This window comes from Promicromonospora sp. NPDC019610 (genome assembly GCF_044389365.1).
Lineage (GTDB): Bacteria > Actinomycetota > Actinomycetes > Actinomycetales > Cellulomonadaceae > Promicromonospora.
This window is the reverse complement of the sequence record NZ_JBIRXX010000001.1, coordinates 42,865-68,248: the sequence shown is the minus strand read 5'-3', so window position 1 is coordinate 68,248 and position 25,384 is coordinate 42,865. Positions and strand designations below refer to the sequence as shown.

Here is a 25,384-nt window from a genome sequence, read left to right as displayed (position 1 = left end):
CACGCCCGGCCGGTCGGCCGGGCGCGGACCCGGACGAACGGAGAGCGCCATGTCCCGTGCACGACGCCGTACCCGAACGGCGGCCCTGGCCGCAGCACTCGCCCTCGTGACCTCCGCGACCCTGACGGCGCAGAGCGCCACTGCCGGGGTGACGAGCCTCGGGGTGACGAGCCTTGGGGTGACGAGCCTCGGGGTGACGAGCCTTGAGGCGGCGCCCGCGGCGTCCGACCTCTATGTCGACACGAACACCCAGGCGTACGCGGCGTGGGAGGCGGCGAGCGGGACCGACAAGGACCTGCTGGCGAAGATCGCCCTGACCCCGCAGTCGTACTGGGTGGGCAGCTGGGCGGACGCCGACCACTCCCGCGACGAGGTCGTGGACTACACGGGCCGGGCCGCGGCCGCCGGCGCGACCGGCGTGCTGACCGTGTACGCGATCCCGGGCCGCGACTGCGGCAACCACTCCGGCGGCGGGGTGCCCGAGAGCGAGTACGCGCGCTGGGTCGACACGGTGGCGAGCGGCATCGAGGGCAACCCGGTGGTGGTCCTCGAACCGGACGCCCTGGCCCAGCTCGGCGACTGCGACGGCCAGGGCGACCGCGTCGGATACCTCCGGTACGCGGCGGCCTCGCTGGCCGACGCCGGCGCACGGGTCTACGTCGACGCCGGGCAATCGGGCTGGCTGAGCCCGGCGGAGGCCGCGCGACGGCTCCAGCTGATCGGCTTCTCGGACGCCGTCGGGTTCGCGCTCAACACGTCGAACTACCAGACCACCGCGGCCACCCAGGCCTACGCGGAGCAGGTGTCGTCCCAGGTGGGCGGCCGTCCCTACGTGATCGACACGTCGCGCAACGGCAACGGGTCCAACGGCGAGTGGTGCAACCCGCGCGGCCGGGCGCTGGGTGAGCAGCCCCGGTTCGTGGACGACGCGACGGCGCTCGACGCGCTGCTGTGGGTCAAGCTCCCCGGCGAGTCGGACGGCGCGTGCAACGGCGGCCCGGCGGCCGGCGCGTGGTGGCAGGAGATCGCGCTGGAGCTGGCGGCCAACGCGAGCTGGTAGCTCCTCAGCTCAGTCGGCGGCCGTGACCAGGAGGTTGACGAGCTGGCTCAGGACGGCGGTGCCGGGTGCGGCATCGCCGTCCTCCTGCGTGGGGTTGGCGACGACGGCGGCCCGCGCGGACGACTCGTACACGCTGAGCAGCAGGTCGACCGCCGTGCGCCGGTCGACCGTGAACCGCAGGCCGAAGTCCTGGAGGATCCGCTCGATCGCGGCGCCCAGCTCGGTGCGGAGGGTCTCCTCCTGCGCGAGGAACGGCCGGCCGACCGCCGGGTCGCGCATGGCGAGGAGCTCCAGCTCGGCGCGCATCAGCGCCCACTGCTGCGCGTCCCCGACGTTCGTGACCACCACCGAGAGGATGGTGCCGATCGCGTCGTGGTCCACGGCGCCGCAGCGGACCAGGTTCGGCTCCAGCTCCTTGCCGATGGACTCCAGCGAGACGAGCTGTCGGCGCATCGCCCGTTCGGCGAGCGCGAGGAACAGCTCCTCCTTGCTGGAGAAGTTCGAGTAGAAGGCACCACGGCTGAAACCCGCCGCCTCGCAGACGGCCTCGATCGACGCGCCACGGATGCCGTGCTGGGCGAAGACCACGAAGGCGGCGTCGAGCAGGCGCTCGCGGGTTCGTTCACGTCGGGGGGTCAGGGCCGTGGCGAACGCGCGCTCGACGGACGACCCTGAGCCGACGTCGCTGGCGGGCTCGGTGGTCACAGCAGCTCCTCGGGGTATCGAGTGGCCAGTCTATCAATACATCCGTGTATCCGATGCACTCGTGTATCGGATACAGTGGTGCATCGAACGTCCCCACATCGGTCCCCGCCTCGTCCAGGAGTGTGCGTGTCCTCCGTTCTCTACTCGCTCGGCCGCTGGGCCGTCCGCGCCCGTCGGCTCGTCGTAGCCGGCTGGGTCGTGGCACTCGTCCTCGTGGGCGGTGCGGCCGGCCTGCTGCAACAGGGCCTCGACAACCAGGTGTCCATCCCCGGCACCGAGTCACAGGAGGCGCTCGACCGCCTCGCTGCAACCTTTCCGCAGGTCAGCGGCGCTTCCGCGCAGGTGATCGTGGTCGCGCCCGAGGGCGGGACCATCAACGACGACGCGATGCGCACGGCCATCGAGGACGGCGTCGCGGACCTCGAGGACGTCTCGCAGGTCGAGGTGGTCACGTCGCCGTACGACGACCTGATGCCCGCCTCGGTGTCCGACGACGAGCGCGCCACCCTCCTGACGATCCAGCTCGACGGCGACCAGGGCTCGATCACCGACGAGACCAAGGACGCGCTGGGCGTCGAGGCCGACGCGCTGGCGCAGGCCCTGCCCTCCGGTGCCGAGGCGCACCTCGGCGGGCAGCTCTTCTCGTCCAAGTTCCCCGAGATGACGCTCACCGAGGGCATCGGCCTGCTGGTCGCGCTCGTGGTGCTCGTGCTGACCCTCGGCTCGCTCGTGGCCGCAGGACTCCCGCTGCTCAACGCCCTGCTCGGCGTGGGCGCCTCGATGGGCCTGCTGTTCGCCGCCACCGTGCTCGGCCCGATCAACTCGACCACCCCGATGCTGGCGGTCATGCTGGGTCTGGCGGTCGGTATCGACTACGCCCTGTTCATCGTCTCGCGGCACCGGGAACAGCTCGGCAAGGGCCTCGACGTGCACGAGTCGATCGCGCGGGCGACCGCCACGGCCGGCTCCGCCGTCGTGTTCGCGGGTCTCACCGTGATGATCGCGCTGGTCGGCCTGGGCGTCGCGGGCATCCCGTTCCTCACCATCATGGGCATCGCCGCCGCGGTCACCGTGGGTGTCACCGTGCTGGTCTCGCTCACCCTGCTGCCCGCGCTGCTCGGCTTCGCCGGGGAGCGGCTGCGGCCCCGGCCGTCGCGCAAGGAGCGGCGTGCGGCGGCTCGTGCCGAGGCGGCTGCGGCCGCGGCCGCGAACGACGACCCCGAGGCGACCCGCTCCCGCGTGGCCGTCGTGACGCTGCCCGAGCAGAAGCCGAACCGGTTCTTCACCGGCTGGGTGCGCGCGGTGACCAAGATCCCGGCGCTCACCGTGGTGCTGGTGATCGCCGCGATGGGTGCGCTGAGCTACCCCGCACTGGACCTGCGCCTCGCGCTCCCGGACGCGGGCGTCATGGCCAAGGAGGACCCGGCGCGCGTCACGTACGACCTGGTCTCCGAGCACTTCGGCGACGGGTTCAACGGCCCGCTGATCGTGACCGGGTCCATCGTGACCAGCACCGACCCGGTGGCGCTCATGGACCAGATCGGCGACGAGATCGCGGACCTGCCCGGCGTGGCCGACGTGCCGCTGTCGACGCCCAACGAGACGGCGGACACCGGCATCATCCAGGTGGTCCCCGAGGGCGGCCCGACGTCCGCCGAGACCGAGGACCTGGTGCGCGAGATCCGCTCGCTGCACGACCACTTCCTCGACGAGTACGGCGTGGACCTGTCGGTCACGGGCTTCACCGCGGTCGGCATCGACGTGTCGGACAAGCTCGGCGACGCGCTGCTGCCCTTCGCCCTCGTCGTCGTGGGGCTGTCGCTGATCCTGCTCACGATGGTCTTCCGGTCGATCGCCGTGCCGATCAAGGCGACGATCGGCTACCTGTTCTCGGTGGGCGCGGCGTTCGGCGTGGTCTCGCTCGTGTTCGAGCACGGAGTCCTCGCCGAGGCCCTCAACGTGACCCGCACCGGGCCGGTCATCAGCTTCATGCCGATCGTGCTCATGGGGATCCTGTTCGGCCTCGCCATGGACTACGAGGTGTTCCTCGTGTCCCGCATGCGCGAGGACTACGTGCACGGCGGCAGTGCCAAGCACGCGATCACCACGGGGTTCCAGGGCTCGGCCAAGGTGGTCACCGCCGCGGCGATCATCATGATCGCGGTCTTCGTGGCGTTCGTGCCGCACGGCGACATGAACCTCAAGCCGATCGCGCTGGGCCTCGCCGTGGGCGTGGCCGTGGACGCCTTCGTGGTGCGCATGGTCTTCGTCCCCGCGGTGCTCGCTCTGCTGGGCGAGAAGGCCTGGTACATGCCGAAGTGGCTCGACAAGGTGCTGCCCTCGTTCGACGTCGAGGGCGAGGGGCTCACCCGCGAGCTGTCGCTGGCGGACTGGCCCGAGCCCGGAGCGACCGATGCGGTCGCGGCCGGGGACCTGGAGGTGCACGGCCCGTCCGGCCCGATCGTCGGCCCGGTGAGCGTGCGGGTGCCCGAAGGCGGCACGCTGCTCGTCCACGGTGACGCGACGGCTCCGGTCAGCGCCTTCCTGCTGGCCGTGGCCGGCCGGGTCAAGGTCTCTGGCGGGGTCGGGAAGACCGTGGGTCTGGTGCTGCCCGAGCGGGCCTCGTCCGTGCGGCACCGCGTCGCGGTCGTCGACGCCGCTGCCGAGGGCGGGTCTCCCGCAGGGGCGGTCCGGCGAGCCCTGGGCGACAAGCCGAAGGTGCTCGTCGTGGACGCCACCGAGACGGTGGGCGACCTGGCCGCACGTGCCGAGCTGGCACAGGCCGTCGCCGCCGCCCAGCGAGCGGGTGTCGCTGTGCTGCTCGGCTCGACCGGGTTCGCGGCGACGGACCTGGCGCCGGCCGGCGCCCAGACGCTGGACGTGACCCCGGGCGACCGAGCGACGGCCGGCGCCCACCTTGACCAGAACACAGACGTGACCGAGCAGGAGGTGCGGGCATGAGTACCGCAACGAGGTGGCTCCGGCCCGAGCCCATCCGCAACCCGTGGCGCGCCGTGGCAGTGGCGCTCCTTCCCCTGATGATCCTGGGCCTGCTCATCTCGGCCCTGTGGAACCCGCAGGACCGGCTCGACACCGTCAAGGCCGCGATCGTGAACCTCGACGAGCCGGTGGAGATCGACGGTCAGACTGTGCCGCTCGGCCGTCAGCTCGCCGCCGGCCTGGTGAGCGGCGGTGAGACCGCCGACGCCGAGGCGGGGGAGGCCGCGGCGATCCCGGCGTCGGACGCCAGCTACGACTGGGAGATCTCCGACGAGGCGACGGCGGCCGACGGCCTGGCCGACGGCACCTACGCGGCGGTCATCACCATCCCCGAGGGTTTCTCCGCGGCGGCGACGTCGTTCAGCGGTGACGACCCGGAGGAGGCGGAGCAGGCGACGATCGACGTCGCCACCGCCCCGGACGGCCGGGTGCTCGACGACGCCCTCGCGCAGGTGGTGGCGCAGACCGCCACCGGCGTGCTCGGCAGCACCCTGACCGAGACGTACGTGGACAACGTGCTCGTCGGCTTCTCCACGCTCTCGGAAGAGCTGGGCAAGGCAGCCGACGGCGCCGGCCAGCTCGCCGACGGCGCGACGGAGGCGGGCAAGGGCGCGGAGCAGCTCGCGGACGGCGCGGGCGAGCTCGCCGACGGCGCGACGGAGGCGGGCAAGGGCGCGCAGCAGCTTGCGGACGGCGCACACCAGACCGCGGCCGGCGTGGCAGGTGTCGGCAACGGCGTCTCCAGCCTGGCCGGCGGTGCGGGGCAGTGGGCCTCGGGTGCCGAACAGTGGGCGGCGGGCGCGGACCAGGCCGCAGCGGGCGTGGACCAGCTGGCCGCGGGCGCGGGTCAGTCGGCTGTCGGTGCCCAGGACCTGGCAGCCAATGCGGACCTGCTCGCTGAAGGCTCCGGAGGTCTCGCCAAGGGTGTGCGCGGGCTCTCGGATGGGTTGACACAGACAAGTGCGAGCATTGCCAATCCTCCGGGCTCCGACAAGAGCCTGCCGGAGGTGGCAACCGAACTTGCCACCGGATCCGCGGCGGTGTCTGACGGTTTCGTTGATCTGGTGGCCGGGATCGAACAAGCCTGCGGCAACCCGCTCGTGGCTCCGGCCTATGCGGAGTTTTGCCCGCAGCTTCCCCAGCTCAAGACGCTGAGCGGTGTCTCCGAGCAGGTTGCTGGTGGCATGGCTGATCTCGCCGGGCAGCCGTCAGGTTCTGTTGGGAGCGGCCTTTACGGGCTGCAGGCAGGAATCGACAAGCTTGCCGGCGGTGCCGCTCCGCTGGCCGACGGTGCGGAGAAGTCCTCTGACGGGCTCATCCAGTTTGCCGCCGGCACGCACCAGCTCGCGGACGGTCTCGGCGAGCTCGCGGCCGGCGCCGACCAGGCAGCCGGTGGCGTGAGCGCGCTGTCCTCCGGTGCGCGCGAGCTCTCCACCGGCGCTGGCGGCATCTCGTCCGGTGCGTCGCAGCTCGCCACCGGTGCCGGACAGCTCGCGGCCGGTTCGAACCAGCTCGCCACGGGTGTGGACGGTCTGGCCGGCGGCGTCACCGAGCTGGGCTCCGGCACCAGTCAGCTCGCGACCGGCGTCGACGGCCTGGCCGACGGTGTCGGCGAGCTGGCCGGCGGCGCGTCGGACCTCTCGGACGGCCTGGGGCAGGCGACCGAGGAGATCCCGTCGTACACGGAGCAGGAGCGCAAGTCGCTGGCCTCCGTCGTGGCCGACCCGGTCGCGACCGACGGCGAGGTCACGGACCTCAACACCGGCGCGACCGGCCCGATGTTCGCGGTGCTGGCGCTCTGGCTCGGTGCGCTCGCGCTGATGATCGTGTTCCCGCCGGTGCCGCTGGGCGCCCGCGGCTCCACGCGCGGGGCGTTCCGGCTCGCGCTCGGGACGTTCGCGATCCCGGCCGCGATCAGCCTGTTCACGGGTCTCGCGACGGGCGCGATCCTGGCCGGCATCGAGGGCCTCGACGTCGGCGGCTGGCTCGCGGCCATGGCCTTCGGCGCGCTGGTGTCGGTCGCGTTCGTCGCGGTCAACCAGGCGCTCGCCGCGGCGCTCGGGCACATCGGCCGGGGCGTGAGCCTCCTGATCGCGGTGCTCGTCATCGCGACGGGAGTCGTGTCGACCGTGCCGAGCCTGCTGGGCGGTCTGGCCGGGTTCCTCCCGGTGGGCCCGGCCCAGGTGGGCCTCGTGCGGCTCATCGAGCCCGGCACCGGCGGCATCGGCATGGCGATCGCCGCGATGGTCCTCTGGGCCGCCGCGGGTCTGGTCGTCACGACCTTGATGGTGGCGCGTGAGCGCACCGTCCGGGTGGCGGACCTGCTCCGCACCGCCTGACCCACCTCCGCTGAGTGCGGGATATTTGCGCCTCCAGCCGGCTGGAAGGCGCAAATACCCCGCACTCAGCTGTTGGTGACGCGCCGGAGGCGGCCCGCCGTGTCCGGCCAGGGCACGTGCACCGCCTCCAGCGGGACGAGGGCCTTCGCCAGGTACGCGTCGCGCAGCACGACGCCGGCGGGGGAGAGCTCGCTGATCGCGAGCTCCCTGCCCTCGCCGTCCAGCAGCCAGTGCTCCGCGAGCTCGCGGAGGCCACGATCGAGCACCAGCTCCTCGGCCGTGTGGTAGTCGCTGACCTCGCCCACGGCGTGGCCCAGGCGGTTGCGGGGGATCACGTCGGCGTAGTCGTCGGTCACCGGTTCGAGGTAACCGACGGTCTCGCCGTCCTCCCGCGTGACCGCGAGCCAGGTGTCGACAGGGGCAGTCTCCGGCATCGTCATGGCTCGACCCTAGGGTCGCCCGCCGCGCCCGCGCCCGCTGTTTTCGGGCGCGGGCACGGGCACGGGCGCACTCAGCCCAGGTCGGACTTCCGGATCAGCCCGTGCACGCCCACCGTCCGGTCGACGACCTGCGAGACGGCGAAGTCGGCCGCCGCCGAGAGGTAGGCGTAGGCGACCGTCCGGTCCAGGCCGTGGTCGTGCTCCAGGAAGTCCAGCGCGTTGACGACGGCCCGCCGCATCGCGACGTCGAGGTCGCTGAGCTGGCCGCCCACCGCGCCGTCCGGGTCGGACAGGCCGATCGGGATCCACGCGTCCGCGGTCTCGGCGAAGGGGTACGAGTACGCGACCGACGGCGCGTCCCCGGAGCCGGGCTTGCAGACCGTGAGCCGGAACGTCCCGCGCAGCGAGCCCTCCATGGCGGTGAGCGCCACCTCGCCGTCGCCCATCGCCATGTGCGGGTCGCCGACGTAGAACAGCGCGCCCTCGGCGCTGACCGGCAGGTAGAAGGTGGAACCGGCGCCGAGGTGGCTGATGTCGATGTTGCCACCGCCGAGCGTCGGCGGGATCGAGTTGGCCTCGGGTGCGGTGAGGCTGGTCGTCTCGGCGTAGGCGACGCCCATCATCCCGAAGAAGGTCCGGAGCGGGAACCGCACCCGTCCCCGGCCGGAGCCCATGGTCGCGTGGTCGCCGTGCACCTCGGCGAACACGGACACGTTGCCGTACTCGGTCGGGACGCCGGAGCCGCGGCCGTCGGTCGCGACGGGCGGCATCACCTCGTCGAGCGTGATCCCGGCGGGCGCGCCCGATGCTGTCGCGGCCAGCGAGCCCTTGCCGTGGCGCGACGACACGACGCCGTACGGCACGCGGGGCGTGGCCTCGAGCGTCTCGATCTTCAGCACGTCGCCCGGCTCGGCCCCCTCCACGAACACGGGTCCGGTCACGACGTGCGGCCCGTCGACGTCGAAGTTCCGCGCCGTCCGGGAGTACCCGGCGGCGATCGCGGCGGCGTCGTCGAGCACCTCGCGGCGTCGCACACCGCGCTCGGCGAAGTAGGTGACCGGGTCCCGCCCCTGGTCCTCGAGAATGCCCTCGTGGGACACGGAGTCGATCGTGATGGTGCGTCCCGAGCGCACGCGCGCCACGGCGTCGGCGTGCACCGACGGGACGTAGCCCCACAGGACGTCGTCGGTGTCCGAGCTCAGGTAGACGTCGCCGCGGATGCGGCCCCGGCCGGGCTGCAGGATCCCGGAGAACTTCCCGGAGCCCCGCCCTCCCGCGCCCCGGGCGGCGGACGTGCCCGCGGCAGCCGGCCGGGTCGCGGCCGACGCCGGCACCGCCGACCCGGCGGCCAGCGCCGATCCCGCCCCCACGCCGAGCGCGGCCTGCAGGAAGCGGCGCCTGCCCAGGGCCGCGACCAGGGTCCGCGCCGCCGTCCGGCCTTCGTGCTGTCCGTCTTGTTGTCCGCGAGGTGTCACGGGTCCACGCTCCTTCGGTCGGGCGCGCGGTCGGGCACCGCGCGCCCCTGACGCTAGGAAGCGGAGATTTCGCCCGGATGTGCGGGCCGTTACGGCGGCGACCATGCACCTGCTGCCGCACGATCCCCGGAACTGGCAGCAGGTGCATGCTCGACGCCGGCCGCCCCCGTGCCAGCGAGCCCGGCCGCCGCCGCGCCGCTGTGCCGGCGCCGGCCTGCCCGGTCCCCGCCGCGCCGGCGACGACCGTCAGTCGAAGTAGCGCACCACGTCGACCGGGCCGCCCTGCGCGGCGAACTCCTCGTGGACGGCGGCCCGCAGCCCGGCGTCGGACAGATAGTCCAGGGCCGTCGCCGCCAGCCCTGCGGCGCTGTCGACGGCGGCCGAGACCGCCGCCGGGGTCGCCGCGGCGGCCGCGAACTCGGCCGTGTGCAGCGCGACGTCCGGCGCGGAGACCTGCACCAGCGGGTGGATGCCGGGGATCCGGAACGAGACGTTGCCGAAGTCGGTCGACGCCGCGAGCGTCTCTGACAGCACGCCCGCGGGCAGCGGGTCGCGCCCGCGCCGGCGCTGTGCCGCGACCCAGCGCTCGGTCAGCGCGTCGTTGGTGCGCACAGGCAGGCTGGGGTGCGCGCCGTCGTCCCAGGTGATCTCCACCTCGGTGCCGGTCATCAGGGCCGCGCCGCGGGCGATGTCGTCGAGGCGGCGCGAGAGGTCGCGCAGGGTGTCGGGGTACTTGGACCGCGCGTACAGGTGCACCACCGCGCGCTCGGTGATGATGCTGGGTCGGGTGCCACCCTCGGCGATCGTCGCGTGCACGCGGTCCACGGGCGGCATCTGCTGCCGCAGCAGGCCGATGCCCTGGTAGGCGAGGGACGCGGCGTCCAGCGCGTTGCGGCCCATGTACGGCTGGGCCGAGGCGTGCGCCGGCCGCCCCGTGAAGGTCCAGGTCAGCAGACGGCGGCCGAGCCAGACCTGGTCGGCGACGTCGAGCCCGTACGGGTGCACCATGATCGCGGCGTCGATGCCCTCCAGCGCCCCGTTGCGGGCCAGCACCTCCTTGCCGGAGTGCCCCTCCTCGGCCGGCGTCCCGAGCAGGACGACGCGGCCCGCCGGGACCGGGCCGGCCCCAGAGCCGCCTGGACCACCCGAGCCGCTGCCCGAGCCGCCCGGACCGCCCGAGCCGCCCGACGTCAGCACCTCGTGCAGCGCGAGGAACGCCCCCACGCCCGACGCCGCGATGACGTTGTGGCCGCAGGCGTGCCCGATGCCGGGCAGCGCGTCGTACTCGGCGCAGATGGCGATGGTCGGCCCGGCCGGGTCGCCGAACTCGGCCCGGAACGCCGTCGGCACCCCGTGGGCGCCCAGCTCCGCCTCGACGCCGTGCCGGGCGAGCACCTCCACCAGCGTCGCGGCGCTGCGGTGCTCCTCGAAGGCCGGCTCGGGGTGCTCGTGCAGCCGCCGGACGATCTCCGCGAGCTCGGGTTCGAGCCGGTCCGCCGCCTGCTCGACGGCTGCGACCAGGTCGTCGGGCGCGCCGACCTCGGCCCGGGCCGCTCCCTCACCGGCCGTCCCACCGGAGGCTGCCCCGTCCGAACCGGCCCTTCCCAGGGCTGCGCCGGCCAGGGCGGCCCGCCGCCCCGCGGTCTCGGCGACCAGGTGGTCGAGGTACGCGGTGCTGGGCGGGGTGGGGCGGTTCATGCGGTCCATCGTATGGAAAGCGTTACACGACCGAAAAATCACCCTTTACATTACGGACCTAGGCTGCCTGACCACCGGAGATCGAGGGAGACCGCATTGAGCACCGCAGCATCGCCCGTCCGACCGTCCCGCACGGACAGGTTCCTGGGTGCCGTCGAACGGCTCGGCAACCGGCTGCCCGAACCGTTCACGCTCTTCCTCATCCTGTTCCTGGTGATCGCGCTCGTCTCCACGTTCATGGCGCTCGCCGACGTGACCGTGCAGGTCCCGGGCGCCGACGAGGTCACGGAGGTCCAGGGGCTGTTCACGCCCGAGGGCCTGACCTGGTTCACCACGAACATCGGCACCAACTACATCGGATTCCCGCCGCTGGTCACGGTGCTGACCATCTGGCTCGCGGTCGGCGTCGCCGAGAAGACGGGCCTGCTCGCCGCCGGCGTCCGCGCCGTCTTCGGCTCGGCGCCCCGCTGGGCGCTGCCGTACGCCGTGGGTTTCGTGGGCGTCATGGGCAGCGTCATGTCCGACAGCGCCTTCATCGTCATCCCGCCGCTCGCCGCGCTGGTGTTCCAGGCGGCCGGCCGTCATCCCGTGGCGGGCCTGCTCGGGGGGTTCGCGGCCGCGGGCGCCGGATACTCCACCAACATCGCCGTCACCAGCCTGGACGCGCTGTTCTCCGGCATCACGACGGCGGTGACCGAGATCCTGCCGAACCCGGGCGACCCGGTGAACCCGCTGTCGAACTGGTACTTCAACGTGGTCTCGGCGGTGCTGCTGTCCGTGCTCGCCGGCCTGCTCATCGACAAGGTGCTGGAGCCGCGCCTGGTGCGGCAGCGGGTCCCGGTCGACGAGGCCCGGTTCGCCGGCACGGTGGTGCCCGGTGCCACGTCCGGCGCGGGCGCGTCCGGCACGGCCGTGCACGACGAGCCGGTCGTCACCGCCGACCTCACGGCGGCGGAGCGCCGCGGGCTCGCGTTCGCGATCGGCTCGCTGCTGCTGGTCGCCGCCGTGCTCGCCGTCGCGTTCGTACTGCCCGGGTCGCCGTGGCGCAACGAGGACGGCGGGTTCCTGCCCGAGTCGCCGTTGCTCGGCTCGATCACCTTCGTCATCTTCGTGCTGTTCATGGTGCCCGGCATCGTCTACGGGGTGGTGACCAGGACCGTCACCTCGATGAAGGACGTCCCGCGTCTGCTGGAGCAGTCGATCAAGGACATGGCCGGGTTCCTGGTGCTGGCCTTCGTGCTGGGCCAGTTCATCGCGCTGTTCAACTGGTCCGGCGTGGGCCAGTGGATCGCCGTCGCGGGGGCCGAGGGCCTGGAGTCGAGCGGGCTGACCGGTTACGGCGCGATCGTCGGCTTCCTGCTGCTGGCGTCCCTGCTGAACCTGTTCATCATCTCGGGCTCGTCGCTGTGGACCATCATGGCGGCCGTGTTCGTGCCGATGTTCGCGCTCATCGGGTACGAGCCCGGGTTCGTGCAGGCGGCGTTCCGCGTGGGCGACTCCGCGACGCAGATCATCACGCCGCTGAACCCGTACATGATCGTGCTGCTCACGTTCCTGCGGCGCTGGGAGCCGAAGGCCGGCCTCGGCACCGTGATCGCGCGGCTGCTGCCCTTCACGGTGGCCTTCTGGCTGGTGTGGGCGGCGATCCTGTCGGTGTTCTTCTTCCTCGACCTGCCGATCGGGCCGGGCAACGGGATCTTCCTGGACTAGTCCAGGTAGTCCTTCACCAGCTGCTCCGCGAGCCCCGTGTACGTGGCGGGGGTCAGCTCCGTGAGGCGGGCGGTGACGTCGTCGGGCAGGCCGAGGCCGGCGACGAACTCGCGCATGCGTGCGCCGTCCACGCGCTGGCCTCGCGTGAGGTCCTTGAGGCGCTCGTACGGGTTCTCCATGCCGGGCACGCCCGCGACGGACGCCGCGCGCATCGCGGACTGGACGGGCTCGCCCAGCACCTCCCAGTTGGCGTCGAGGTCCTCGCGCAGCAGGGTCTCGTTCACGGCGAGGCGGTCCAGGCCGCGCGCCACGTTGTCGATCGCGAGCAGGCTGTGCCCGAACGCCGGCCCGATGTTGCGCTGCGTCGTCGAGTCCGTGAGGTCGCGCTGCAGGCGGCTGGTCACGAGCGTCGCCGAGAGGGTGTCCAGGAGCGAGCACGAGATCTCGAGGTTGGCCTCGGCGTTCTCGAACCGGATGGGGTTCACCTTGTGCGGCATCGTGGACGAGCCCGTGGCGCCCGCGACCGGGATCTGCGTGAAGAACCCGAGCGAGATGTAGGTCCACACGTCCGTCGCGAGGTTGTGCAGGATCCGGTTGAAGCGGGCGACGTCGGCGTAGACCTCGGCCTGCCAGTCGTGCGACTCGATCTGCGTGGTCAGCGGGTTCCAGTCCAGCCCGAGACCCTCGACGAACGCCTTCGACACCGCCGGCCAGTCGGCCGACGGGACGGCGACCGTGTGCGCGCCGTAGGTGCCGGTGGCGCCGTTCAGCTTGCCCAGGAACTCGGCGCCCTCGACGCGCCGGAGCTGACGCCGCAGGCGGTGCGCCAGCACGGCGAGCTCCTTGCCCAGCGTCGACGGCGTGGCGGGCTGGCCGTGCGTGCGGCTGAGCAGGGGGGCGGCGGCGTGCTCGCGCGCCATGCCCGCGAGCTGGTCGACGACGGCGGTCGCGGCCGGCAGCCACACCTCGCGCACCGCGCCGCGCACCATCAGGGCGTACGACAGGTTGTTGATGTCCTCGCTGGTGCAGGCGAAGTGCACCAGCTCGCTGGCGGCGGGCAGGCTCGTCTCGCCCAGCGCCTCGGGCGCGACGGCGATCCGCCGCTTGATGAAGTACTCGACGGCCTTGACGTCGTGCACCGTCTCCCGCTCGATCTCGGCCAGCTCGGCGATCTCGTCCGCGCCGAACGTCGCGGGGATCGCACGCAGGTAGTCGATCTCCTGCTGCGTCAGCGTAGGCGCACCCGGCACCACCGGCGCGTCCACGCCTGGGGCGCCGTTGCACAGCGTGATGAGCCACTCCACCTCGACGTGGATGCGCTCGCGGTTCAGCGCGGCCTCGCTCAGGTGGTCCACGAGCGGGGCCACCGCCTTGCGGTACCGGCCGTCCAGCGGGCCGAGCGCGATGGCCGGGCTCACCTCCGCGAGGGCGACGCGGGTGACGGGGCTGGGCGTGGTGGTCTCAGGCACGTCCTCCATTCTCCCACGGGCGCGTCCTGACCCGGGTTGGTCGTCCACAGGGCCAGAAAGGCAGACGACACCCGGGGGACCCTCCCGACGGCGGTGGGCGGGCGCGAGGCCGACCACAGGGGCCGGTTCGGGCTGTCCGTGCACAGGCACGCCTCTCCGCCCGACGCCGTCCCCCGGGCCCGGCCTAACGTCGCCAGGAGACATGACCGGCCGACCCAGGGAGTGCGAGCGCCGATGAACAGAGCCCGTCCATGAACGGCAGGGACCCGTCGTGCGTCGCGCCGGCGGGGGAGGACGTGCTGCTGGCGCTCGCGCGGGCCGTGGACCTCGTGGACGGGGCGGCCGCCGGGATCCGCGCGGCGGGTGAGGTCGAGTGGCGGGCACGCGCGGCCGAGCTGTACCAGGCGGCGGTCGTCGACGTGGCGCGCGGCCTGGCCCGGGACCGCATGCTGCTGGACGGCGCGGTGCGGCTGGCGTACGGGGGGTGGGTCCGGTGAGCGGCGACCCGGCGCAGCCCCGGGGCGGGGACCGGCTCCTGTCGGCAGACACGGTCATGGTGTACGGCGGCGGGGGCACGTCGGTCGTCGGGACGGCGTCCGTGCGGCGGGCCGCGGCACTGCTGGCCCGCGCCGCGGACGACCTGCGCGCGGCCGCCCGCTGCTGCCTGGGCGTGAGTCACGACCTCGTGCCGGGAGCGGTCCTGGGCGCGGCCGGGCGGACGGGCGCGGTATGGGCCGGCGCCGCCGGGACTGCCGGGGTGTGGCCAGCGGCGGCCGGCGGGGTGCCCGGCGCCCTCGCGCCCGCGGCGCTGGCGTTGGACGAGGCGGCGCGCGACGCGGCGGGGCGCCTGGCGGAGCGGGCCGACCGGTGCGACCTGCTGGGCTGGCGGCTGCTACGCGCGGCGGGCCTGTACGAGGAGGCGGAGTCGACCGCGCACCGCCTGGTCGGTGCGCTGGTCACGGCGGGCGCGTTCGGCGCCGGGGTGGCCTTCGGCAGCCTGGGCTGGGCGGCCCTCGTGGGGGTCGGCGTCGCAGGCGGGGCGGAGATCGCGGCGCGCGTGGCCGGCGGGGCGGCCACCCGGGGCCTCTCCACCGCGGTCACGGGGTGGGCCGGGGCGGGCCTGACCCGTGACCTGGCGTCCTGGTCGGACGAGGCGTTCGCCGGCCTGGGCGGAGGCGTCGCGCTCGCCAGACCGGGGCTCGCCGGCAACCGACCGGGCGTCGCGGGCGGGGCCGGCGTGCTCGCGCACGTGGCGCGCGAGGTGCCGGTGCTCGGCAACGACGATGCCGGGCTGCGGCTCACCCGGCTCGGACCCGAGGACTTCGCCGGCGGCGCCGTCCCGGCATGGTCCACGAGCGGGGCGTGGTCGGTGCAGGATGCCCTGGCCAGGATCGACAACCTCTACCCGGGCCCGGGCGGCGCGCCCACGGCCACGATCGCGGTCCAGCGCGTGACGGCGGCGGACGGCGCGGTGTCCTGGACGGTGCTGGTACCCGGCACCCAGTCCGCGCTGCCCGCGGACCACCCCTGGGACGGGCGGACCGACCTGGAGCTCGTCGCGGGGGAGCTCGACGGCGCCACGGCCGCGATCGAGGAGGCGCTGGCTGACTCCGGCGTCGGCCCCGACGAGCCCGTCACCCTCGTGGGGCACAGCCTCGGCGGGATCGCGGCCACCGCGCTGGTGTCGCGGGCGGGGTTCGCCGAGCGCTACCGGGTGGGCGGGCTGGTCACCGCCGGCGCGCCGACCGGCCTGCTGACCACGCCGCCCGGCGTCCCCGTGCTGCACCTGGAGACCCCGGAGGAGCTGGTCTCGCACACCGACGGCCGGTCCGCCGCACAGAACCCGCGGACGCACGACCGGCTCACCGTGGTCCGGACGCTGCGGGACTCGGCCGCGCAGGCGGACCGGTCGGCGTCGGGCAGCCTGCCGCAGGCGCACGCGGTCGCGACCCACGTGCGCACGCTGGACCTCGCCGTCGCGTCGGGCGATCCCCGGGTGACCGGGACGGTCGACCGGATCGGCGCGCGGCTCGCCGGCCCGAGGGCGAGCACCGTGTTCTACCGGGCAGAGAGGGTCGGTGCGTGACCTGTGCCCGCGATCAGATCAGTCCGAGATCCGCTTCGGGAGCAGGGCCAGCAGGATGGTCTGCACCACGGAGATCACGATGGCCGCCAGCACGTACCACCAGAAGCCGCCGTTCACCTCGAGGCCCCAGTTGGGGGTGTCCGAGAACCAGGACTGGTTCGTGATGAGCGTCGTGATCCACAGCATCAGCGCGTTGATCAGCACCGACACCAGGCCGAGGGTCAGGATGTAGAGCGGGAGCGAGATGAGCTGGACGATCGGCTTCACGATCATGTGGACCAGGCCGTAGACGATGGCGACCACGACCACGGCGAGGATCGTGCCGAGCGTGGTGCCGTCGCTCACGACGTCCATGTGAGAGCCGAGGATCAGGGCCGACAGCCCGATCGCGAGTGCGGTGATGAGGATGCTGGCCACGAGCTTCATCTGGTCATCGTGGCATGCTGACCCCCGTGGAAGATGCATTCGTACCGCTCCGCGCGGCCGTGTCGGCCCTCCCCGCCTACGTTCCGGGCGCACGCGTCGCCGCCGGCGCCCAGGCCTGGAAGCTGTCGTCCAACGAGAACCCGTATCCGCCGCTGCCGTCCGTGCTGGACGCCATCGCGCGGGGCGCGGCCGAGGTGAACCGGTACCCGGACATGTATGCCGGCGAGCTCGTCGAGGCGCTCGCGGCCCACACGGGTGTGGCTCCGGAGAACGTCGTGGTCGGCAACGGCTCCGTCGCCGTGCTCGCGCACGTGCTGCAGGCCGTGGTCGAGCACGGGGACGAGGTCGTGTTCCCGTGGCGGTCCTTCGAGGCGTACCCGATCGCGGTCGCCGTGGCGGGCGGCACGGCCGTCATGGTCCCGGTCGAGGAAGGCACGGGCCGGCTCGACCTGCCCGCGATGGCGGCCGCCGTCACGCCCGCCACTCGCGTGGTGCTGGTCTGCACGCCCAACAACCCGACCGGCCCCGCGGTGCACGCCGACGAGCTCGAGACCTTCCTCGCGGCTGTGCCGCGGGACGTGCTCGTCGTCGTGGACGAGGCCTACCTGGAGTTCGTCCGCGACCCCTGGGTGGCTGACGGCGTCGACCTGCTGAGCCGGCACCCGAACGTGGTGCTGCTGCGCACCCTGTCCAAGGCCTACGGCCTGGCGGGGCTCCGCGTCGGCTACGCCGTCGCCGAGCCCCGGCTCGCCGCGGGCATCCGCGCGGTGTCCACGCCGTTCGGCGTCTCGCACATCGCTCAGGTCGCCGCGCTGGCATCGCTGGCCCCCGCCGCGCAGGGCGAGCTGCTGGAGCGGGTGGACGCGCTCGTCACCGAGCGCACGCGCGTCACGGCCGCGCTGCGCGAGCAGGGCTGGGAACTGCCGGACACGCAGGCGAACTTCGTCTGGTTCGGGCTGGGCGACGCGACCACGCAGCGTGCGGCCGAGGCGAGCGCCGGCGGCGTCCTGGTGCGCCCGTTCGCGGGCGACGGGCTCCGCGTGACCATCGGCGAGACCGAGGCCAACGACGCTTTCCTCCGGATCGCGGCGACCTGGCGCTGAGGCAGACCTGACGCTGCCGACCTGGCGCTGCCGACCGGGTGCCGACGCGCGGTGCCGGCGGACACGCTGATCAGCTGGAGCACGCTCAGCTGATCAGCGCGTCCGCCAGCACGCCGTCCCGGGCGGTCCAGGCGGGCGCCGCGCCCACCAGGGAGTCGAGGCGCTCGAGCCGGCGGGCCGAGTCGGCGTCGGCGGGAGTGAGCACGATGATGCGCTCGCCGCGCTCGCGGTCGAGCCACAGACCCTGGAAGACCGTGTCGAGCCTGCCCACCCGGGAGGACAGGTAGCGGCGCAGCTGTCCGGCCCGGTCGCCCCGCACCTCGTGCTCGTCCCAGTACCGCACGAACTCGGGCGAGTGCTCGCGCAGGCCGCCCAGCAGCCCGCTCCACCTCGGGTGCTGGCGGAACTCGGCCTCCCGCGCGCGCAGCCGTCCGGCGAGGTCGCGGAGCACGACCTCGGGCTCCACGAGGCTTCCGCGCCACTCGTCGTTCATGAACAGGAGCCAGGCGCAGTTCCGGTCGGCGGGATCCACCGACTCGAGGTCGCCGAACAGGAACCGGTAGCTGCGGTTGGCCGCGACCAGGTCGTACGTCGCGGTCTGGACCGCGGCGGGAAAGGGCAGCAGCCGCTCCAGCAGCGCGATGTGCTCGGGGCGTACCTCCATGAGCGGGTTCGGCGCGTCAGCCCCGGTGTCGGCGGCGCGGCCGGCCAGGATCATGAGGTGCCGCCGCTCTTCGGGACGCAGGCGCAGCGTCCGCGCGACGGCGTCGAGCACCTGGTCCGACGGGTTGGGCGCCCGCCCCTGTTCGAGCCACGTGTACCAGGTGACGCCCACCCCGGCGAGCTGCGCCACCTCCTCGCGGCGCAGCCCGGGGGTCCGGCGCCGGCCGGCCTGCGGCAGCCCGACGTCGGCCGGGGTCACGCGGCCGCGGCGCTCCCGCAGGAACGCCCCGAGCGCCTTGTGGTCCGGTGCGGTACTCGTCACCCGACCAGTGTCACCCCGCGGGGCGCGGACAACCAGGTGGTGTCAGTACCCGTATGAACAGGCTCCTGGTACCAGGATGCCGAGCGGCGCACCGTCGAGGACATGACGACTTCCCTCCCCGCCGCAGTCGACCCCGCCGCAGTCGACCCCGCCGCAGTCGACCCCCGCGTGCTGCCGGCCCACCCGGAACGCCTGCCACGGCCGCTCCCCGCCGTGGCGCCGGCACTGACCGCGGGCGGCCTCGCCGTGCTGCTGCTCGCCTTCCTGCCCGTGAACTTCACGTTCGGTGCGGTGAACCTGCTGGTTCCCGCGATCGCGGCGGACCTGGGCGCCGGCCCGTCCGGCGGTGCGCTGGTGCTGTCCGCCTACACCACCACCTTCGCCGCCGGGCTGGTGGTGTCCGGGCGGCTGGGCGACCGCTACGGCCGCCGGCGGCTGCTCCGGATCGGGCTGGTCGCCTTCGGGACGCTGGCCGTCCTGACCGGGCTCGCCCAGGACGTGGTCTCCCTCGTGGCCCTGCGCGCGGCCCTGGGTCTCGCCGCCGGGCTGTTCACGCCTCAGGTGCTGACGAGCATCCAGGCCACGGCGCCCGACCGGCTCCGCACCCGCGGGATCATCCTGTTCACGGCCGCCGGCGCGGTCGCCTCGATCGCCGGACAGGTCGTGGCGGGTGCGACGACCGTCGCGCTGCCGGAGCACCTGGCCTGGCGGGCGGTCCAGGTCATCACCGGTCTCATCGCCCTGCTGGCGCTGGTCGGACTGCGCTCGGTTCCGGAGTCCCGCTCGCCGGCGCCGCTGGGGCTCGACCTGCGGGGCGCAGCACTCCTCGGGGGCGGCCTGGTGGCGCTCGTCGTGCCGCTGACCCTCGGTCCGACGGCGGGGTGGCCGGCCTGGTCGCTCGGCCTGCTGGGCGTGGCCGCGGTGACCCTGACGTCCTTCGGCCTCGCCCAGCGGGCCACGGAACGACGCGGCGGGCTGCCCGTGGCGCCGCCGAGCGTCCTGCGGGTCCCGGTGGTGCGGATCGGCCTGACCATGACGATGCTGTTCTTCGTCACCTACGGCGCGTTCCTCTACGAGGTCTCGGAGTACTCGCAGACCGTCTGGGGCGCCGACGGCTGGGACGTCGCGATGCTGACGCTCGGCTTCGGCGGCGGGTTCCTCGTCGCCGCGTTGCTGCTGCCGGGCGTCCTGCGCCGGGTGGGGCCGCGGATCATGGTCTACGCCGCCTCCGGGCAGGCGGCGGCGCTGCTCGCCATCGCGCTGGTCATCGGACTCGACGACGGCCGGAGCGCCCCGCTGGCGCTGCAGCCGCTGCTCGTCGTGCTCGGCGCCGCGCAGGCCTTCATGTACGGGCCCGCGCTGCAGACGGTGCTCTCGCGGACCCCGGTCTGGGCGGCCGGGGTCGCGGGCGGGCTGCTGACCACGCTGCAACAGCTCGGGATCGGGCTGGGCGTGGCGCTGCTGGGCGGGCTCTTCCACGCCGTCGCGGGTCTGGCGGGCGGAGCCGCCGGCGGGACGGCCGCGGCGGACGCCACCGGGACGGGCTCGGGCCTGACGGTCGGCCTGGTCACCGCCGTGGCCGTCCAGGCCGGGTGCGCCGTCGTGTTCGCGCTCCTGGCGCACCGCGTCGCGCGGCACACTGCCGGCGCCTGATCCGGTGCGACGCCCGGCCGGGACCCGGCCGCGGCAGCCCCGGCACCCCGGTTCAGCACGGGTCAGCCCGCCAGGCAGCGGGCGATGTGGGTGCGGGTCGCCGCGGCGGCCCGGGCGTCGACGTCCTGGTCGCCGGGGTAGTCGGCGTGCCCCGCCGGCAGGGGTTCCAGCTCCAGCGTGGGGCAGGCCGTCCCGCCGGCCCGGGACGCGGCCACCCCAGCCACCGCGTTCGCCACCGCGAACTGCCCGGGCGGCGGCACCGCCGCGTCCCACAGGGCGCACTCGCAGCGCACGGGGATGCGCAGGTACCCGGCCGCCGTCGACGTGTCGAAGTAGCGCAGCACGTCCCGCGCCTCGGGGTGCTCCGCGACGTACCGGCGCACGGCCTCGCCGCTGCCGGTGCACTCCAGGCCGAGCCGCACGTCGTACTGCCCGAAGCTCGGCACCACGAAGGTCGCGCCCACGAACCGGCGGTCCCAGGGCACGGCCAGCACCCCGATCCCGCCGAAGCTCGCGCCCACGTAGTAGAGCGGCAGGTCGCCGGCGATCTCGACGAGGGCGTCGGCCGCGTGCCACAGGTCGACGGCGCAGCGGCCCAGCGAGTAGGTCTCCACCGAGCCGATGCCGTGCACCACGTGCTCGGCCGCGTCGTCCGGTGCGCCCACACCGACGTTGAGCGCCCCGAGACCGCGTGCCACGGGGAAGACGACGGCGGCGTCGTCGGGCACGCGGGCGAAGTCCGGCGCGTCCCGGCCGCCGTACCCGTGGCCGTGCACCACGCCGACCCGGGCCGCGCCGTCGGAGGGGAGGGCGAGCCAGCCGCGCAGCCGCAGCCCGCCCGCGCCCACGTGCTCCAGCTCGTAGAGGTCGTGCGCGCCCTGCCGGCCGAGCGACGTCAGCCGCGGCTCGGGGCGCACCGCGCGCGAGGCCGTGAACCAGCCCTGCCACAGCTCGGCGAAGCCGGCGGGTGCGGGGACCGGCTCGACGGCGAGCAGCGCGTCCAGGTCGTAGCCGTAGGTGCCGTCGATCGGCGCATCGGGGAACCAGACGTCGTACGGCTCGGGCAGCGGCATCGGACCAGTATCGGCGCGCGGCCCGCCGAGACGCGGACGCCGCGCGGAGGGCGCCGCGGCCCTGGCCGCCGAGACCCGGTCGCACCCCTTGGTGGGTTCCGACAAACGGTCCCGGGAGAGATTGGGGGAGATCGCGGCAGACCTACCTACGGAGCCGTAGCCTACGCTTGCGTAGGCTACGAGAGCGTAGGTTGCGGATCGGCCAAATTTCCGGCTGGACCCGTGCCAGGATGGAAAGGTCCCCGGAACGGGCCGGGCGTCTCCGCATCTGCGGGCGCTCGCGTCCGCAGGTGAAGGAGGAAAGTGTGACTACCACCAACGGCTCCAACGAGGCGATCCCGACGTTGCAGCTACTCGATCCCCAAGGGAACCGCGTCACGACGCGCGGGACCAAGGGCTATCGCGACCGCGCCGCGACCCTGACCACGGAAGACCTCCGTGGCATGTACCGCGACATGGCCCTGACTCGTCGTTTCGACGACGAGGCGACCTCGCTCCAGCGGCAGGGCGAGCTCGCCCTGTTCGCGCCTGCTCGTGGCCAGGAGGCCGCGCAGGTCGGCAGCGCCTACGCACTGCGGCCGCAGGACTACGTCTTCCCGTCCTACCGGGAGCACGGTGTGCTGCACGTCCGTGGGCTGGACCCTGTCGACCGGCTGCGGTTCTTCCGCGGTTCGGACCACGGTGGGTGGAACCCCACCGAGCACAACACGGCCGTCTACACCATCGTGATCGGCGCGCACACGCTGCACGCCGCCGGCTACGCGATGGGCGTCCAGCGGGACGACACCCCGCACGACAAGAACGACGGCACCGCGGTGATCACCTACTTCGGCGACGGCGCCACCTCGCAGGGCGACGTCAACGAGGCCATGGTCTACGCGGCCGTGAACAACGCCCCGGTCGTCTTCTTCCTGCAGAACAACCAGTGGGCGATCTCCGAGCCGACGACCAAGCAGACCAGGGGCCCGCTCTACAAGCGCGGCGAGGCGTTCGGCATGCCGAGCCTGCGCGTCGACGGCAACGACGTGCTCGCCGTGTACGCGGCCACGCAGGAGGCCCTCGAGCGCGCCCGCCTGGGCGAGGGCCCGAGCTTCATCGAGGCGTTCACCTACCGCATGGGCGCGCACACGACGTCCGACGACCCGACCCGGTACCGCACCTCCGAGCAGGAGGAGCAGTGGCGGCGTCGCGACCCGATCGACCGCCTCGGCGCCCTGCTGCGCGCCGAGGGCGGGCTCGACGACGACTTCGAGGCCGAGATCAAGGCCGCGGGCGACGAGCTGGGCGCGAAGCTGCGCACCGGCGTCCGCGCCCTCGACGGCGGCCCGGCCGTCTCCAGCACCTTCGACGACGTCTACGCCACGCCGCACGGCGTCGTCGCCGCCGAGCGGGCCTGGTACGAGGCCTACGACGCCGGTGACCCGCCGGCCCCCCAGTACGCGATCGCGGACTCAGCGCAGGGAGGCGCACGATGACAACCATGGCGGAACGAACGCACACCACCGGCGGCGCCGCGGAACCGGCGTCGGGCACCCGGACGCTGTCGCTCGGCAAGGCGATCAACGAGGGCCTGCGCGCCGCGATGCGACGCGACGACAAGGTCATGCTCATGGGTGAGGACATCGGCCCGCTGGGCGGCGTCTTCCGCGTGACCGACGGCTTGCAGGCGGAGTTCGGCGAGCGGCGGGTCGTGGACACGCCGTTGGCGGAGTCCGGCATCGTCGGCACCGCCATCGGCCTGGCCATGCGCGGCTACCGGCCCGTCTGCGAGATCCAGTTCGACGGGTTCGTCTTCCCGGCGTTCAACCAGATCACCACGCAGCTCTCCAAGATCCACAACCGGACGCGCGGCGCGGTGCAGATGCCCGTCGTCATCCGCATCCCGTACGGCGGCGGCATCGGCGGCGTCGAGCACCACGGCGAGAGCCCGGAGGCGCTGTTCGCGCACACCGCCGGGCTGCGCGTGGTCTCGCCGAGCACCCCGCAGGACGCGTACACAATGATCCAGGAGGCCATCGCCTCCCCGGACCCCGTCCTGTTCTTCGAGCCGAAGAGCCGCTACTGGGGCAAGGGTGCGGTCGACCTCGACACCCCGCTGGGCACCGACACGCTCAACGCCGCGCAGGTGGTCCGCCAGGGCACCGACGTCACGCTCGTCGCCTACGGGCCGTCCGTCGTGACCGCGCTCAAGACCGCCGACGCTCTCGCGGAGGAAGGCCGGTCCGCCGAGGTGATCGACCTGCGCGCCATCTCGCCGATCGACACCGCGGCCGTGGTGGCGAGCGTGCGCAAGACCGGCCGCTGCGTCGTGATCCACGAGGCCCCCGTGTTCTTCGGCGCCGGCGCCGAGATCGCGGCCCGGGTCACGGAGGAGTGCTTCTACGCGCTGGAGGCGCCCGTGCTCCGCGTGGGCGGCTTCCACACCCCGTACCCCGTGGCCAAGCACGAGCACGAGTACCTGCCCAGCGTGGACCGTGTGCTCGACGCCGTCGACCGTGCCTTCGCGCACTGACCCAGGAGTGAACCGAGAGTGAGCTTGAACATCCAGAGGTTCCCGCTCCCCGACGTCGGTGAGGGGCTCACCGAGGCCGAGATCGTCGAGTGGCAGGTCGCCGTGGGCGACACCGTCGAGGTCAACCAGACGATCGTCGAGATCGAGACGGCGAAGTCGCTCGTCGACCTGCCGTCGCCCTGGAACGGGACCGTCTCCGCACTCCTCGTGGAGTCGGGCACCACCGTCGACGTCGGCACCCCGATCATCGAGATCACGGTGTCCGACGGCGCGGGCGCGCCCGCCCCCGCGTCGAACGGCACCTCCTCCGAGGCGGCGGGGGCCCCGGCCGCCGCGGGCGAGGAGAGCTCCGGGTCCGTGCTCGTCGGCTACGGCACCGCCGAGGCGAAGGCGAGCGGACGGCGCCGCCGGCACCAGGTGGCGGCAGCCGCCTCGACCGCGGCTCCGGTCGCGGCCGTGGCGGCTCCGCCCGCCCCGGCTCCGGCGCCCGCCCCCGTGGCGGCCCCGCCGGCTCCGGCACCCGCCCCGGTCGCGGCCCCGCCGTCGGACACCGGGACGACGACGGCCGCTCGCGCCCGCGTGCTCGCCAAGCCGCCCGTCCGCAAGCTCGCCAAGGACCTGGGCGTGGACCTTGCGGGCGTGCACGCGTCGGGTCCCGGCGGCATCGTGACGCGCGAGGACGTGGTCGCCCACGCCGAGCGCTCCTCGGTGCAGAAGCTGACCAGCTACCCGGACGACGAACCGTGGCTCGCCCAGGGTGTTGTTTCGCCGGACGGGCGTCAGACGCGGGTCCCGGTGCGGTCCGTGCGCAAGCGCACGGCCGAGGCCATGGTGGCCAGCGCCTTCACCGCGCCGCACGTGACGGTGCTGCACACCGTCGACGTCAGCAAGACGATGAAGCTCGTGGCCGCGCTCAAGGAGGACCGCGACTTCACGGACGTCAAGGTGACGCCCCTGCTCGTGGCCGCCAAGGCGGTGCTGCTCGCGGTGAAGCGGCACCCGCAGATCAACGCCTCCTGGGACGACGCCGCCCAGGAGATCGTCTACAAGCACTACGTGAACCTCGGCATCGCCGCGGCGACGCCGCGGGGCCTCGTGGTGCCGAACATCAAGGACGCGCACACGCTCGACCTGCTCGGCATCGCCAAGGCGCTCGCGGGGCTGACGGCGACAGCGCGGGCCGGGCGCACCTCGGTCACGGACATGTCCGACGGCACCATCACCATCACCAACCTGGGTGTCTTCGGCATCGACACGGGGACGCCGATCCTCAACCCGGGGGAGTCGGGCATCCTCGCCTTCGGCGCCATCCGCAAGCAGCCGTGGGTGCACAAGGGCAAGGTGAAGCCGCGCTGGGTGACCACGCTGAGCTTCAGCTTCGACCACCGGCTGGCCGACGGCGAGCTGGGCGCCCGGTTCCTGTCCGACGTCGCGCGGGTGCTCGAGGACCCCTCGCGCGGCCTCGTCTGGAGCTGATCCGCACCACCTGAACGTGTCAGACCCCCAGGTCACCCGGGTGACCTGGGGGTCTGACACGTCTGTGGCCCACGCCCGGCCGATGCGCTGGAACGATCCAAGACGTGGTGCGGCCGGAGCAGTGCGCCTGCCCGGATCGGTCTGGGCGATCCGCGGTACGGACGGGCGCACTGC

19 protein-coding genes are annotated in these 25,384 nt (G+C 73.5%); 11 read left to right on the top strand and 8 right to left on the bottom strand.

Annotated elements, in window-relative coordinates; genetic code table 11:
* Nucleotides 1-49: 49 nt before the first annotated feature.
* On the top strand, nucleotides 50-1,060 hold the full coding sequence (locus ACH45N_RS00305; protein WP_397390055.1) for a glycoside hydrolase family 6 protein: 1,011 nt from the start codon (nucleotides 50-52) through the stop codon (nucleotides 1,058-1,060).
* A gap of 9 nt (nucleotides 1,061-1,069) precedes the next feature.
* On the opposite strand, the gene ACH45N_RS00300 is transcribed toward ACH45N_RS00305, so the two are convergent.
* On the bottom strand, nucleotides 1,070-1,765 hold the full coding sequence (locus tag ACH45N_RS00300) for a TetR/AcrR family transcriptional regulator (protein ID WP_397390053.1): 696 nt from the start codon (nucleotides 1,763-1,765) through the stop codon (nucleotides 1,070-1,072).
* Between the two features lie 126 nt (nucleotides 1,766-1,891).
* On the opposite strand from ACH45N_RS00300, the gene ACH45N_RS00295 reads away from it, so the two are divergent.
* Nucleotides 1,892-4,726 (top strand): MMPL family transporter, encoded by a 2,835-nt coding sequence (locus ACH45N_RS00295; RefSeq protein ID WP_397390051.1) that lies wholly within the window; start codon nucleotides 1,892-1,894, stop codon nucleotides 4,724-4,726.
* Complete coding sequence (locus ACH45N_RS00290; RefSeq protein WP_397390049.1) at nucleotides 4,723-7,104, top strand: hypothetical protein; 2,382 nt, start codon at nucleotides 4,723-4,725, stop codon at nucleotides 7,102-7,104. Before ACH45N_RS00295 ends, ACH45N_RS00290 begins: the two co-directional genes overlap by 4 nt.
* Before the next feature lie 65 nt (nucleotides 7,105-7,169).
* Here the strand turns inward: ACH45N_RS00290 and ACH45N_RS00285 are convergent, their stop codons facing one another.
* The 3 genes from ACH45N_RS00285 to ACH45N_RS00275 all read right to left on the bottom strand — a co-directional run bounded on the left by ACH45N_RS00285 (nucleotide 7,170) and on the right by ACH45N_RS00275 (nucleotide 10,726).
* Nucleotides 7,170-7,544 (bottom strand): hypothetical protein, encoded by a 375-nt coding sequence (locus tag ACH45N_RS00285; protein ID WP_397390047.1) that lies wholly within the window; start codon nucleotides 7,542-7,544, stop codon nucleotides 7,170-7,172.
* Nucleotides 7,545-7,615: 71 nt separating this feature from the next.
* Nucleotides 7,616-9,019 carry an acetamidase/formamidase family protein gene (locus tag ACH45N_RS00280; RefSeq protein WP_397390045.1) on the bottom strand — a complete coding sequence of 468 codons (1,404 nt, stop codon included), beginning with the start codon at nucleotides 9,017-9,019 and terminating at the stop codon, nucleotides 7,616-7,618.
* 246 nt (nucleotides 9,020-9,265) lie between these two features.
* Nucleotides 9,266-10,726 carry a M20 family metallopeptidase gene (locus ACH45N_RS00275; RefSeq protein ID WP_397390043.1) on the bottom strand — a complete coding sequence of 487 codons (1,461 nt, stop codon included), beginning with the start codon at nucleotides 10,724-10,726 and terminating at the stop codon, nucleotides 9,266-9,268.
* 87 nt (nucleotides 10,727-10,813) lie between these two features.
* Here ACH45N_RS00275 and ACH45N_RS00270 point away from each other — a divergent pair, with 87 nt between their 5' ends.
* Nucleotides 10,814-12,427, top strand: coding sequence for an AbgT family transporter (locus ACH45N_RS00270; protein WP_397390041.1), 1,614 nt, complete (start codon nucleotides 10,814-10,816; stop codon nucleotides 12,425-12,427).
* On the opposite strand, the gene purB is transcribed toward ACH45N_RS00270, so the two are convergent.
* The gene (purB, locus tag ACH45N_RS00265) at nucleotides 12,424-13,905 is read right to left on the bottom strand and encodes an adenylosuccinate lyase (protein ID WP_397390039.1); all 1,482 of its coding nucleotides are present in this window, start codon (nucleotides 13,903-13,905) and stop codon (nucleotides 12,424-12,426) included. The genes ACH45N_RS00270 and purB overlap by 4 nt on opposite strands.
* Nucleotides 13,906-14,147: 242 nt before the next feature.
* Here purB and ACH45N_RS00260 point away from each other — a divergent pair, with 242 nt between their 5' ends.
* Both ACH45N_RS00260 and ACH45N_RS00255 read left to right on the top strand, forming a co-directional pair.
* Nucleotides 14,148-14,393, top strand: coding sequence for a hypothetical protein (locus tag ACH45N_RS00260; protein ID WP_397390037.1), 246 nt, complete (start codon nucleotides 14,148-14,150; stop codon nucleotides 14,391-14,393).
* The gene (locus ACH45N_RS00255; RefSeq protein WP_397390035.1) at nucleotides 14,390-15,982 is read left to right on the top strand and encodes a hypothetical protein; all 1,593 of its coding nucleotides are present in this window, start codon (nucleotides 14,390-14,392) and stop codon (nucleotides 15,980-15,982) included. The genes ACH45N_RS00260 and ACH45N_RS00255 overlap by 4 nt, the downstream gene beginning before the upstream one ends.
* 18 nt (nucleotides 15,983-16,000) lie before the next feature.
* Here ACH45N_RS00255 and ACH45N_RS00250 read toward each other — a convergent pair whose 3' ends face one another.
* Nucleotides 16,001-16,408, bottom strand: a complete 408-nt coding sequence (locus ACH45N_RS00250) for a phage holin family protein (protein WP_397390033.1) — start codon at nucleotides 16,406-16,408, stop codon at nucleotides 16,001-16,003.
* Between the two features lie 14 nt (nucleotides 16,409-16,422).
* Between ACH45N_RS00250 and hisC the strand changes: the two genes are divergently transcribed.
* Nucleotides 16,423-17,511, top strand: coding sequence for a histidinol-phosphate transaminase (hisC, locus tag ACH45N_RS00245; protein ID WP_397390031.1), 1,089 nt, complete (start codon nucleotides 16,423-16,425; stop codon nucleotides 17,509-17,511).
* 85 nt (nucleotides 17,512-17,596) lie between these two features.
* On the opposite strand, the gene ACH45N_RS00240 is transcribed toward hisC, so the two are convergent.
* The gene (locus ACH45N_RS00240) at nucleotides 17,597-18,496 is read right to left on the bottom strand and encodes a helix-turn-helix transcriptional regulator (RefSeq protein WP_397390029.1); all 900 of its coding nucleotides are present in this window, start codon (nucleotides 18,494-18,496) and stop codon (nucleotides 17,597-17,599) included.
* A 102-nt stretch (nucleotides 18,497-18,598) separates the two neighbouring features.
* On the opposite strand from ACH45N_RS00240, the gene ACH45N_RS00235 reads away from it, so the two are divergent.
* On the top strand, nucleotides 18,599-20,149 hold the full coding sequence (locus ACH45N_RS00235; protein ID WP_397390027.1) for an MFS transporter: 1,551 nt from the start codon (nucleotides 18,599-18,601) through the stop codon (nucleotides 20,147-20,149).
* A gap of 62 nt (nucleotides 20,150-20,211) precedes the next feature.
* On the opposite strand, the gene ACH45N_RS00230 is transcribed toward ACH45N_RS00235, so the two are convergent.
* Nucleotides 20,212-21,222: an acetylxylan esterase gene (locus ACH45N_RS00230; RefSeq protein WP_397390025.1), complete on the bottom strand. Its 1,011-nt coding sequence runs from the start codon at nucleotides 21,220-21,222 to the stop codon at nucleotides 20,212-20,214.
* A 305-nt stretch (nucleotides 21,223-21,527) separates the two neighbouring features.
* On the opposite strand from ACH45N_RS00230, the gene pdhA reads away from it, so the two are divergent.
* The 3 genes from pdhA to ACH45N_RS00215 are packed head-to-tail and all read left to right on the top strand — an operon-like array spanning nucleotide 21,528 to nucleotide 25,210.
* Nucleotides 21,528-22,697, top strand: a complete 1,170-nt coding sequence (gene pdhA, locus ACH45N_RS00225; protein ID WP_397390023.1) for a pyruvate dehydrogenase (acetyl-transferring) E1 component subunit alpha — start codon at nucleotides 21,528-21,530, stop codon at nucleotides 22,695-22,697.
* A 5-nt stretch (nucleotides 22,698-22,702) separates the two neighbouring features.
* Nucleotides 22,703-23,734, top strand: coding sequence for an alpha-ketoacid dehydrogenase subunit beta (locus ACH45N_RS00220; protein ID WP_397390021.1), 1,032 nt, complete (start codon nucleotides 22,703-22,705; stop codon nucleotides 23,732-23,734).
* Between the two features lie 24 nt (nucleotides 23,735-23,758).
* Entirely contained in the window at nucleotides 23,759-25,210 is a 1,452-nt protein-coding gene (locus tag ACH45N_RS00215; RefSeq protein ID WP_397390019.1) for a dihydrolipoamide acetyltransferase family protein, read from the top strand.
* Nucleotides 25,211-25,384 lie beyond the last annotated feature (174 nt).

Coding starts and splice junctions, on each gene's coding strand:
- ACH45N_RS00305 (WP_397390055.1), top strand. CDS start 50: ATGTCCCGTGCACGACGCCGTACCCGAACGGCGGCCCTGGCCGCAGCA.
- ACH45N_RS00235 (WP_397390027.1), top strand. CDS start 18,599: ATGACGACTTCCCTCCCCGCCGCAGTCGACCCCGCCGCAGTCGACCCC.
- ACH45N_RS00250 (WP_397390033.1), bottom strand. CDS start 16,408: ATGAAGCTCGTGGCCAGCATCCTCATCACCGCACTCGCGATCGGGCTG.
- ACH45N_RS00290 (WP_397390049.1), top strand. CDS start 4,723: ATGAGTACCGCAACGAGGTGGCTCCGGCCCGAGCCCATCCGCAACCCG.
- ACH45N_RS00285 (WP_397390047.1), bottom strand. CDS start 7,544: ATGACGATGCCGGAGACTGCCCCTGTCGACACCTGGCTCGCGGTCACG.
- ACH45N_RS00220 (WP_397390021.1), top strand. CDS start 22,703: ATGGCGGAACGAACGCACACCACCGGCGGCGCCGCGGAACCGGCGTCG.
- hisC (WP_397390031.1), top strand. CDS start 16,423: ATGCTGACCCCCGTGGAAGATGCATTCGTACCGCTCCGCGCGGCCGTG.
- ACH45N_RS00260 (WP_397390037.1), top strand. CDS start 14,148: ATGAACGGCAGGGACCCGTCGTGCGTCGCGCCGGCGGGGGAGGACGTG.
- purB (WP_397390039.1), bottom strand. CDS start 13,905: ATGGAGGACGTGCCTGAGACCACCACGCCCAGCCCCGTCACCCGCGTC.
- ACH45N_RS00275 (WP_397390043.1), bottom strand. CDS start 10,726: ATGGACCGCATGAACCGCCCCACCCCGCCCAGCACCGCGTACCTCGAC.
- ACH45N_RS00230 (WP_397390025.1), bottom strand. CDS start 21,222: ATGCCGCTGCCCGAGCCGTACGACGTCTGGTTCCCCGATGCGCCGATC.